Below are 7009 nucleotides of genomic sequence, written 5' to 3' on the forward strand. Positions count from 1 at the left end.
GGTGCGGGCACCGCCGCGGGCGCGGCCGGCGTTGCCGTCGGCGCGGCAGCGGTGCCGTGCGACCAGCCGAGGTAGGCGCCGCAGTTGCCGCAGAAGTCGTCCCCCTCCCCGTTGGCCGTTCCGCATTCGGGGCACACCGGCATCCGTCAGCCCTCCGCTCGCCCGGGTGGGCCGGGCAGGATCTCCACCCGGCAGGTCAGATGGACCGGACAGCCCGCCCTGACGACGGACCGCACCTGGTCCTCGTCCGGTTCCGGCCCGTGCAGCGGCCAGACCCGGACCAGCACCTCGCCGCTCGGTGCGGGCGGCAGTCCGGCGTCCGGGTCGGTGGACCAGGAGACGCCGCCGCCGTCCACGATCTCGGCTCCGGCGCCGAGCACCAGCCGCAGCCGTTCGGTGAGGCCGCGCCGGGTGCCGCGCCAGCGGTGCAGTTCCACCGCGCGCTCGACCACCGCGCGGCGCACCTCCACCGGCCAGGCCGGGTCGACCTCCACCGCGACCCAGGAGGCCAGCCAGTCGAGGAAGTCGGCCGGCGCGAGGCCGGGCCGGAAGTAGGCGGGCAGGTTGTCCAGGGTCGCGAAGACCGGGGCGAGGACGGTGTCGAGGCCGGCCGTGAACCGCTGGGCGAGGTCGTCGTCGGCGAAGAGCGCGGGCAGCAGTTCGCCGATCGGGTGCGGGCTGGGCAGTCCCGGGACCGCGGCACGGGTCATGACGGCCCGTCCTCGGTGACCGCGGTGACCACGACCTGGTGCTGATGGGAGAAGACCAGGGCGTCCGGCGGGACGTCGACCCGCTCGGCGGGTGCACCCCGGCGTCCGGTGATCGGGTCGGCCGGGAACAGCCGCAGCTCCTCGACCCCCGCGACGGCGGCCACCCGCTGGAGCACCGCGAACACCTCCCCGTACTGCACCGCCCGGCCGAACGGCCAGCCCTCGCCGGCGGCGCCGCCGCGCAGCGGGTTGAGGTACCGGTACAGCGCGGCGAGCACCTCCTCGCGGACCCGGTCGGGGTCGGCGGAGCGGGTGGTGAGCCGGGCGACCACCGTCACGCCCTGGTAGGCGGGCGGCTGCACGACCAGCCGGGTGCCGATCAGCCGCCGCTCGTCGAGGGCCGTCGCCACGGCGGCCAACACCTGCTCGTCGGGGATCAGCTGCTCGAAGCGCAGCCGGTCGCCCTCGTCCGCGACGGCGTCGGGGACGACCAGCACCCGCACCGCCCCGGCCTCCCCGCCGGCGGCGGGCACGCAGCTGATCCGGGCGGCGGACGGGGCGGCCTGCCGGGCGATCAGCTCGAAGTCCCCGGCGGTGACGGCACGTTCCTGCAGGCGCAGCTGGTGCGGGGCACGGGCCTTGGCGTTCTCCACCGTCTCGCCGTCGACCCCGCCCCGGGCCGCCTCCCGGTTGTCGACCCGGGCGATGTACGGGACGGAGCTGCGCAGCACCGTGATGGTGCCGCGGGCTACGTTTCCCGCGATCCCGCCGCCGGTGCGGTAGCGCGGGACGCGCAGCCGGGCGCCCTTGGGCGGCACCGCCCCGAAGGCGCGCAGGCTGCCGTCGGGTTCCCGGACCGCGGGCGGGAAGAGGAACTCGCCGGTGGTCGCGTCCAGCACCACGTGCCGGTCGGCGGGCGAGGACTCGCCGAAGTGCTCGACGACCGTCCACCGTTCCCAGCCGTCGTCGGCAGCGACCTCGACCACCGGGGGCTCGCCGTCGAGCAGCACCGGCGGCCGGGCGAGCCGGAAGCGCTGGCCCGCGACGCCCTCCGAGGCGCCGAGCGGCGCGTCGGCGACGGTCCGGGCGTGGACGGCGGTCGCGGTGCCGCCGACCGTGAACACCTCGGCCCTCCGGACGGTGGGCGACTCGGAGTAGAAGGGCTGGCCGGGCTGCGGCTCGGTGACCCGGCAGCGCAGCCAGCCGGCCCGCCGGCCGGCGACCACCGAGGCGGTGTGCCCGGCGGGCACGAAGACGACCACCTCGCCCGGCCGGTTGAGGCCACCGGTGGTGTCGCTGCCGGTCTCGCAGGCGATCCAGCGCGCGCCGTCCCACACCTCCCAGGCCAGCGGCGGTTGCCGCGGGTCGACACCGACGCCCTCCACCCGGCTGTCCAGCCGGACGATCAGGATGCAGCGCGGCACCACGGTCGGCAGGGCGAAGAGCATGGCGTCCCCGGCTGCCGGGCGCGGCTGGAAGCACGGCACGTCCGCGCCGTCGGCCAGCCTGGCCGTGCCGTCGGACTGCTCGCCGGAAGCGGAGACGGTGACCAGCCGCTCCAGCGAGCAGGGGACGATCGGCAGGTCCTCGGCGGTGGAGAAGACCACCGCGTCGTCGGTCTCGGTGCGCAGCGTGGAGACCTCGGTGCCGGCCCGAAGCAGGACCGTCTCGGGCTGCGGGGCGGAGAGCCAGAAGTCGACCTCGGCCCGGGCCGCGGCGGGCGGGAAGAGCCGGATGCCGAGCAGGTCGAGGAAGGCGGCGTAGTTCTTCTCCGGTACCCGGTTCAGCCGGTAGAGCAGCTGGTCCACGAGGTAGGCGAAGGTCTCGATCAGGGTGACGCCCGGGTCGGAGACGTTGTGGTCGGTCCACTCCGGGGCACGCTGCTGGACGTACCGCTTGGCCTCGTCGACGAGCTGCTGGAAGCGGCGATCGTCCAGGTTCGGGGAGGGCAGTGCCATCAGCGCTCACCCCCGTCAACCGTGTCGAGGGAGTCCGCGCCCGGGTGCTCCGGGATGGTGTAGAAGGGGAAGACCAGGTTGCGGCGGTCGTTGGTGGCCCGCACGGTGTAGTGGACGTCGATGTAGAGCGTGCCCTCCTCGACGCTGTCGAAGGCGATCACCACGTCGTCGACCTCGATCCTCGGCTCCCAGCGCTCCAGCGCGATGCGCACCTCGCGGGCGATCCGCCCGGCGGTGGTGCTGTCCCCCGGGGCGAAGACGTACTCGTGGATGCCGCAGCCGAATTCGGGCCGCATGGGCCGCTCGCCGGGGGCGGTGCCGAGGATCAGCCGGATCGCCTCCGCGAGCTCCCGGTCCCGGTCCACCATGCCGATGCCGCCGGTGGCGTTCACCCGCAGCGGGAAGGCCCAGCCGCGGCCGATGAAGCTGCTCGTCATACGCCGCCCCCGATCAGGACGTTGAACGCGCCGGTGGTGATGGTCGCGCCGCAGGTCGTCTTGTCGCCCATGCGGGCCGCGGGCAGGCCGCCGATCAGCACCACTCCCCCGGTGACCGCACCCGGGGAGGGCATGACGAGGTTGCCGGGGCCCAGAGCCAGGTGCGGGGGGACGACGCAGGCGTGCACGGTGCCGACGACGGCGGCGGGGCGGCCGCCGATCAGCACGGTCGCCACCTTGAGGGCGCCCGGCGGCGGGGTCGTGAGGGCGCCGCCGTGGTCGGTGAGGTCGCCGGTCCGGGCTGCGGGGGGCATGTGCGGTCTCCGTTTCCGATGGTGGTGTCTGCTGGTAGGTGTGACATGACGTTCCGTCAGTTGATCCGGACGAAGGCCCCCTTGAGCACCGCCTCGGCGCCGCCGTCCACGGTGACGGAGGTCGTCCCCCGGACGGTGACGGATCCGCCGCGCACGTCCACCGTTCCGGTGCCCGCGTCCAGGGTGATGCCGGAGGAGGAGAGCCGCACCGTGCTGCCGGCCGCGCCGCCGAGGCCGTGGACGGTCAGCACGATCTCGCCGCGCTGCTGGTCCAGGCTGACCTCCAGCTTCCCGTCCCCGCTCGCCAGCCGGACGCCGGACTTTCCGCCGGGCACGTCCAGCAGCTCCATCCGGTGGCCCGAACGGGACACCACGGAGCGGCGGTTGACCTTGCCGGCGGCCGCGTCGACCAGCGGCACGTCGTGCGGGGAGGGCCGGTCCACGCCGTTGTAGAGCCCGCCCAGCACGTACGGGCTGTCCAGGTCGCCCTGCTCGAAGCCGACCAGCACCTCGTCGTTGACCTCGGGGCTGACCACGCCGCCGCCCCCGGCACCGCCCCACTGCACGGTGCGCACCCAGTCGGAGACGTAGGCGTCGTCCAGCCAGGGGAACCTCAGCTTCACCCAGCCGCGTTGCCCGCCGCCCGGCTCCCGGACGTCGGTGACCACGGCGACGGCCAGGCCCGGCATCCGCGGCCCGCGCGGCGGCGCGTTGCCGCCGCTGGTCAGACCGGCCAGCGAGCGGTCGGGGGCCGCGCTGACCACCACGGTGGTGCGGTAGCCGCGGAACGGTTCGAGCAGGTGGCGCACACCGGTGGCGGTGTAGCGGCCGGAGAAGGCGGCGCCGACGTTGCCCAGGGCGACCGCGGTGCCCGCCCGCAGCCGCGGGTTGCCCTCGGCGACCACCTCCAGCTCGCCGAATCCGGCCGCCACCGAGGCGGCCAGCGACCGGGCCACCGAGGCGGTCTCCGCCTGGGTGCGGTACGGGGTGTCGGCGACGGTCAGCCGGGCCTGGCCGGGGAAGGCGGAGGTCACCGCCGAGGGGCTCATCCCCGGCTGCACGGTCCGGGAGGTCACCGCGGGCTCGGTGGCGACCAGGGCGCTCTTGGTGGTGACGTTCCAGCCGCGCGCCTCGACCGTGTCCGCTCCTCCGGCGCCGGTCAGCACGCCGCGCAGCTCCAGCAGGTTGCGGCCGTACTCCAGGACCAGCGGGTTCTGCGGCGCGGGGGTGGAGGGGGCCGGTGCGCCGGAGGCGGGCTCGGGCCGGACGAACTCCAGCTTCCCGTCGTCGTCCACCCGCACCTGGGCGCCGCTCTCCTGGGCCAGGAACTGGAGGAACTCCCAGTCCGGGACGTTCGCCTGGGAGAGCTGCTGGTGGACGACCGGGAAGGAGTCGACCTTCCCGCAGGTCAGGCCCGCTCCCGCGGCGACCTCGCGGACGATGTCGGCGGTCGTCATGTTCCGGAACGCCTTCACCCGGCGCCCGCGCATCAGCCGGTGGGTGACCGCGGAGGCCCGCACCACGGTGTACGAGCCCGTGGTGTCCACCTCCAGCTCCAGCGCGGTCACCTCGCCGGTGAACAGCCGTGCCCGGGTGTTCCCCTGGACGGTGACCACCGACACCCGCAGCGGAGTACCGATGGTGATCCCGGTGGCGGCGAGGAAGGTGTGGTCGGCGTCCCGGAAGGACAGCACCGCGGTGTCGGGCAGGCCGACGCTCTCCTCGATGTCGCAGGAGACCAGCTGGGTCGCCCAGATCGGCGGCAGCGGGCCCGGCGCCTCGACGACGGGATCCGCGGCGAAGGACCGGCCGCCGCGGGCCTCGGGAGTGGTCATGGCCGTCCGCCCTGGGTGAGTTCGTCGATCCCCGGCACGATCAGCTCCGCGCCGGGGACCAGCGCCAGCGGATCGTCGATGTCGTTGGCCTCCGCGATGGTGCGCCAGGCGGTGGCGTCCCCGTACGCGCGCCAGGCGAGCAGCGGCAGGCTGTCGCCGGCGATCACCCGGTGGGTGCTGCGGGCCTCCGGCGAGCCGGAGGTCGGGTTCTGGCCGGCCGGGTCGACGCTGGCCTCGTCGATGCTGAGCGAGCAGACCGCCCGCAGCGGTTTCCCGTCGACGTCGAAGAGCGAGTAGGTGACCGAGAGGCCGGTCAGCACCCCGTTGAACGACGTGGTCTTCAGGGTGCCCCAGTCCAGCCGGATCCACGGGCTGGCCGGCGTCTTGCGCGCCAGGCTGGTCGGGGTGGGTACGCAGGCCGTCATCAGTTGCTCCACCGCCCGCTCCACCGAGTTGTCGTGGGTCGCGGTGGAGTCCAGGAACACGTCGAGGGAGAGCGAGCGCGGACCGCTGCCGACGAACTCGGGCAGCGCGGACTCGCCCGCCATCCGGGACGGGGTGCGCCGCCACTCGGTGGTCTTGCGCAGTACCAGGGTCGCCGGGTTGAACTGGAGCCGGAGCTGCGCGAGCGTGCCGCCGGGCTGGGCGCCGACCGTGGACGGTGGCTCCATGATGGTCAGTTGGGCCCGGGTGACGCTCGCGGGGACCGCTGGGGACATCCTGGTGCTCCTTCCGTGGGCCGGGCGGCGGGGGGCTGGGGGTGCGGGGTGGGGTCAGGACGGGCGCAGGCCGGCGTGGGCGATCTCCAGGGTTTCCATCGCGGCCTGGGAGTTGGCCGGGTCGAACGACGGGCCCTCCCAACGCACCGGAACGATCCCGAGCACCTGCCAGCCGACGATCCGGCTCAGGTCCGGCCGCAGCGCCACGATCTCGCCGTCCTTCGGCTCGACCTTCCGGACGATCTCGGCGAGCCAGCGGGCGATCTTGGTGGTGTCCGCGGTGACCGCCCGGGTCAGCGTGATGTTCGACCAGGTGATGCGGCCCGGCAACTGCCAGGCGAAGCCGTTGTTGCCGCCCTCCGCGTACTGCTCGATCTCGACCTGGGCGCCGAGCCCCGAGCAGGTGGTGAACTCGCCCAGGTCGTTGCCGCCGATGGTCAGGCTGAAGAACACACTGGACGCGAAGATGTTGTCGGTCATCGGTTCCGCTCCCTGCTTCCGGTCACGTCGCTGCGGCCTCCTGCCGGCCGTCCGCCTGGTCCACGCTCTGGTTCGCGTGCTGATCCGCGTTCCGGTCCACGCTCAGCGGCGCATGTCGTACGGTTTGCCACTGCGCTCCCGGCCCCTGCGCAGTTCGGTGCGCAGCAGCCGGCCGACCGGTTCGACCAGCCGCCGGGCCAGTTCGTCGAGGTCGGCGGGGTCCGCGGGCGGCTCGGCGGGCGGTCCGCCGGGGGCGCTCCCAGGGGCCTTCGCAGGGGGTTCTACGGCACGCTGCACCGTGGTGGGGGTGCGGGCGGGCACGGCGGTCAGCGGAATCCCGGTCAGGCCGTTCTGCTCGGCCACCCGCTGCAGCACGCGTGCCGTGCCGGGCGCGGACGGCGAGGTCGGTGCCTGTGGTGCGGGCGGTGCGGACCGTACGGCGGGGGCGTTCGTGGCGTGCCCGGTCGGCAGGGACCATGACACGACGGGCGCCGGCGCGGTGGCGGGCTGCGGGCCCGCCGACCAGCCCGTGCCCGACGGAGACGCGAGGACGGGC

8 protein-coding genes and 1 pseudogene are annotated in these 7009 nt (G+C 74.5%); all 9 read right to left on the reverse strand.

The genetic code is table 11. The features are described 5' to 3' along the window. The coding region (locus KS423_RS48620; protein ID WP_224283544.1) for a zinc-ribbon domain-containing protein at nt 1-143 on the reverse strand (143 nt) is incomplete at its 3' end. 3 nt (nt 144-146) lie between these two features. Beyond that, nucleotides 147-710 carry a phage tail protein gene (locus KS423_RS33585; protein ID WP_224283537.1) on the reverse strand — a complete coding sequence of 188 codons (564 nt, stop codon included), beginning with the start codon at nt 708-710 and terminating at the stop codon, nt 147-149. Then, nucleotides 707-2668: a putative baseplate assembly protein gene (locus KS423_RS33590; RefSeq protein ID WP_224283538.1), complete on the reverse strand. Its 1962-nt coding sequence runs from the start codon at nt 2666-2668 to the stop codon at nt 707-709. The genes KS423_RS33585 and KS423_RS33590 overlap by 4 nt, the downstream gene beginning before the upstream one ends. Beyond that, nucleotides 2668-3105, reverse strand: a complete 438-nt coding sequence (locus tag KS423_RS33595; RefSeq protein WP_224283539.1) for a GPW/gp25 family protein — start codon at nt 3103-3105, stop codon at nt 2668-2670. The genes KS423_RS33590 and KS423_RS33595 overlap by 1 nt, the downstream gene beginning before the upstream one ends. Then, nucleotides 3102-3419, reverse strand: a complete 318-nt coding sequence (locus KS423_RS33600; RefSeq protein ID WP_224283540.1) for a PAAR domain-containing protein — start codon at nt 3417-3419, stop codon at nt 3102-3104. The genes KS423_RS33595 and KS423_RS33600 overlap by 4 nt, the downstream gene beginning before the upstream one ends. Nucleotides 3420-3475: 56 nt before the next feature. Then, on the reverse strand, nt 3476-5254 hold the full coding sequence (locus KS423_RS33605) for a VgrG-related protein (protein ID WP_224283541.1): 1779 nt from the start codon (nt 5252-5254) through the stop codon (nt 3476-3478). Next, nucleotides 5251-5973, reverse strand: coding sequence for a LysM peptidoglycan-binding domain-containing protein (locus KS423_RS33610; protein ID WP_224283542.1), 723 nt, complete (start codon nt 5971-5973; stop codon nt 5251-5253). The genes KS423_RS33605 and KS423_RS33610 overlap by 4 nt, the downstream gene beginning before the upstream one ends. A 54-nt stretch (nt 5974-6027) precedes the next feature. After that, complete coding sequence (locus tag KS423_RS33615; RefSeq protein ID WP_224283543.1) at nt 6028-6453, reverse strand: phage tail protein; 426 nt, start codon at nt 6451-6453, stop codon at nt 6028-6030. Between the two features lie 102 nt (nt 6454-6555). Then, nucleotides 6556-7009: pseudogene (locus tag KS423_RS33620) on the reverse strand (hypothetical protein); the annotation flags it as partial.

It is taken from the genome of Streptomyces sp. LS1784, assembly GCF_020103755.1.
Taxonomy (GTDB): domain Bacteria; phylum Actinomycetota; class Actinomycetes; order Streptomycetales; family Streptomycetaceae; genus Kitasatospora.

Excerpts from the sequence above, each read along its gene's own strand:
- KS423_RS33585 (WP_224283537.1), bottom strand. The coding sequence starts at position 710 with ATGACCCGTGCCGCGGTCCCGGGACTGCCCAGCCCGCACCCGATCGGC.
- KS423_RS33590 (WP_224283538.1), bottom strand. The coding sequence starts at position 2,668 with ATGGCACTGCCCTCCCCGAACCTGGACGATCGCCGCTTCCAGCAGCTC.
- KS423_RS33595 (WP_224283539.1), bottom strand. The coding sequence starts at position 3,105 with ATGACGAGCAGCTTCATCGGCCGCGGCTGGGCCTTCCCGCTGCGGGTG.
- KS423_RS33600 (WP_224283540.1), bottom strand. The coding sequence starts at position 3,419 with ATGCCCCCCGCAGCCCGGACCGGCGACCTCACCGACCACGGCGGCGCC.
- KS423_RS33605 (WP_224283541.1), bottom strand. The coding sequence starts at position 5,254 with ATGACCACTCCCGAGGCCCGCGGCGGCCGGTCCTTCGCCGCGGATCCC.
- KS423_RS33610 (WP_224283542.1), bottom strand. The coding sequence starts at position 5,973 with ATGTCCCCAGCGGTCCCCGCGAGCGTCACCCGGGCCCAACTGACCATC.
- KS423_RS33615 (WP_224283543.1), bottom strand. The coding sequence starts at position 6,453 with ATGACCGACAACATCTTCGCGTCCAGTGTGTTCTTCAGCCTGACCATC.